The sequence below is a fragment of the uncultured Meiothermus sp. genome, assembly GCF_937863175.1.
Lineage (GTDB): Bacteria > Deinococcota > Deinococci > Deinococcales > Thermaceae > Meiothermus.
Map to the genome: position 1 here is coordinate 1 of NZ_CALMCQ010000331.1, position 2,737 is coordinate 2,737.

3 protein-coding genes are annotated in these 2,737 nt (G+C 61.2%); 2 read left to right on the forward strand and 1 reads right to left on the reverse strand.

Features of this window, described 5'->3' with window-relative positions:
• Together Q0288_RS12475 and Q0288_RS12480 are read left to right on the forward strand one after the other, a co-directional pair.
• The coding region (locus Q0288_RS12475; protein ID WP_299430896.1) for a PASTA domain-containing protein at nucleotides 1-629 on the forward strand (629 nt) is incomplete at its 5' end.
• Complete coding sequence (locus Q0288_RS12480; protein ID WP_299430898.1) at nucleotides 626-955, forward strand: YraN family protein; 330 nt, start codon at nucleotides 626-628, stop codon at nucleotides 953-955. The genes Q0288_RS12475 and Q0288_RS12480, both read left to right, overlap by 4 nt.
• Before the next feature lie 10 nt (nucleotides 956-965).
• On the opposite strand, the gene Q0288_RS12485 is transcribed toward Q0288_RS12480, so the two are convergent.
• Nucleotides 966-2,525 (reverse strand): GMC family oxidoreductase N-terminal domain-containing protein, encoded by a 1,560-nt coding sequence (locus Q0288_RS12485; protein ID WP_299430900.1) that lies wholly within the window; start codon nucleotides 2,523-2,525, stop codon nucleotides 966-968.
• Between the last annotated feature and the right edge of the window lie 212 nt (nucleotides 2,526-2,737).

Consider the following 2,737-nt stretch of genomic DNA (forward strand, 5'->3'; position numbering starts at 1 on the left):
GGGAGGGAGTACGCCTGCTGGTCTCTACTGGAACCCGTCCCCCTGTGCGCGAAACCTTGCTGCCCGACCTGACCGGCCTGACCGACGAGGAAGCCCGCTACATTCTTACGGTGGCCGAACTCCAGGCCCAGCTGGTGCGGGTGGCCTCGGGTGCACCCGAGGGCATCGTGATTGGCCAGGAACCTGGCCCAGGTGTGGTACTGGCCCGCGAAACCGTGGTGCGCATCCTGGTAGCTGCACAGCCCGTAGCCGCCATCCCCAAAGCCTCCCCCTTTGAGCCCCCGCGTCTGGCCGCACCCCCACCACCCCCCGAACCAACCCCCATTCCCGAGCCCATACCGGCTCCCACACCCACCCCAGACCCCGCCAACCCCGACGTAAACCAACCTAGCCTAACCCCCGTTCCTGCAGGACCGCAGGAGCGTCGGGTAAACGTGAGCTACACCCTGCCCGAAAACATTCCCAATGCCGTGGTGGTCATCGCCGTGCAAGACGAAGTACTGGTCAACACCGTGTTTGAGGGACCCGTTCAGCAACCCTGGAGCTTCAGCCAGGAGATCGTGGTACGGGGAGTTGCGGTGCTGCGCATCGTGGTCAATGGGCAGCAGGTGTTGGAAAGCCCGCTATGAAAGGGGCCTGGGCCGAAGCTTTGGCCCGCAAGCATCTTCTGGCCAAGGGATATGTGTTGTTGGGGCTAAACAAACGAACCCCTTTTGGCGAGATTGACCTCTGGATGCAGGATGGCCCAACCTATGTGGCCATCGAGGTCAAGCAGCGCCGCGATGCTGTTTTTGGGACACCCCTGGAAGCCCTGACCCCTACCAAGTACCAGCGCATCTATCGGTCGGTGGTTTATCTGCTGGGTCGAGACGACGTACCGGTGCGGCTCGAGGCAGTGCTGGTACATGGAACACCGAAACAGTTCCGCATCGAGCATTTGCTTTTGGAGCCTTGAGGATCCCGGTCTACCCCGATTCGGTGCTCAGCAGGAGATCGGCGGCTTTCTCCGCAACCATCAGGGTAGGGATGTTGGTGTTGCCGCGCACCACCTTCGGCATCACCGAGGCATCCACCACATAGAGGTTTTCACACCCATACACCTTCAGGCGTTCGTCCACCACCTCCCCCATGCTGCATGTTCCGGTAGGGTGGTAGAGGGTTTGGACGTACTGGCGCACATAGGTGTTCAGCTCCGCCTTCTCTTGGAGGCCGGCTTGCCTGCCATGAGGTGGGCCCCGGTACGGGTCAAAGGCTTTTTGAGCCGCGATTTCACGGGCCAGTTCTATCCCGGTGCGCAGCACCTCGAGGTCGTGCGGCTCACTCAAATAACGCGGTTGGATTCGTGGAGCCGCCTCTGGATCGGCACTGCGTAGACCGATCATGCCCCGGCTCTGCGGGGCCACCAGCGTGGGGCCTATGGTAAAGAAGTGGCCCTCCTCACGATCAAACCCGTGATTGCTGAAGAAGGCTGGCCCAAAGTGGTACTGCAAGTCGGGCGCAGGTGCACCGGCCAGGATACGCAAAAAGGCTCCGGCTTCGGCCACGTTGCTCACCAACGGTCCACCCTGGGTGAGCAGATACCGGGCTACATTCGCCAGGGTTTCGGCCTTGTCCAGGCTAACCGGCGCCTTGCAGTGCCAGATGACCGGCAGGGCCAGGTGATCCCACAGGTTTTGTCCCACCGGCAGGTCTTGCCGGACTTCGATCTGATGCTGCCGTAGCTGATCGGCGGGGCCCAGGCCAGAAAGCATCAGGAGCTGGGGCGACTGTACCGAGCCGCTCGAGACAATCACTCCCCGGCTGGCCCGTACCCGCCACATCAGGCCATGATGGCGGTACTCCACCCCTACCGCCCGGGCTCCTTCAAACAGAACGCGATGGGCTCTGGCCCCGGTCTGAACATCCAGATTGGGGCGTGGCAGGGCAGGCCTCAGATAGGCAGTGGCCGCGCTCTGACGGGCTCCGTTTTTCTGGTTTACATGGAAGAGGCCCACCCCTTCCTGGTTGGGCCCGTTAAAGTCGTCGTTGCGCTCGAGGCCCGACGCCACTGCCGCTTCGATAAACGCGTAGGTCAGGGGGTTGGTATACCTGCGCACCTCTACGTGCAGGGGGCCACGGTCGCCATGGTACTCGGAAGGGCCGAGGGGATGGGTTTCTATTTTTTTGAAGTAGGGTAGTATCTCGCCAAACGACCAGCCCGGCATCTTCCAATCGTTGTAGTCGTGGGGGTTGCCCCGTACCACAATCATGGCATTGATGCTACTGCTCCCGCCCAACACCTTACCCCTGGGCCAGTAGAGTTCGCGCCCATTCAAGTCTGGCTGAGGCTCGGTGAAAAAAGCCCAGTCGGATCTGCCTTTGAATAGTTTGGGAAAGGCTGCGGGGGCTTTGTGGTACAGCCCCTGTTCAGGTTCACCGGCTTCCAGAAGCAAAACCTTGAGGTCGGCCCTGGCACTCAGGCGGTGGGACAGCACACACCCCGCCGACCCCGCCCCTACGATAACGAAATCATATTCCTGCCTCATTCGATGCCATTGTAGAACGACCCGAAAAAATGCACCACCCACACGCGCTACCCCCGATCGTTTCTTCGGAGTGAAAAAAGCGGTCGAGGGCGCCCGAGGGTCTGGTGTTCAGCCTATTGCATCAGGCACCCAGATTCTGTCTCTGGCCGCGTACGCACTACGCGAACCACAAATTACCTGCTATCAACCCCTGGCCACCGGCAGCCAGACGC

Coding starts and splice junctions, on each gene's coding strand:
- Q0288_RS12480 (WP_299430898.1), top strand. CDS start 626: ATGAAAGGGGCCTGGGCCGAAGCTTTGGCCCGCAAGCATCTTCTGGCC.
- Q0288_RS12485 (WP_299430900.1), bottom strand. CDS start 2,525: ATGAGGCAGGAATATGATTTCGTTATCGTAGGGGCGGGGTCGGCGGGG.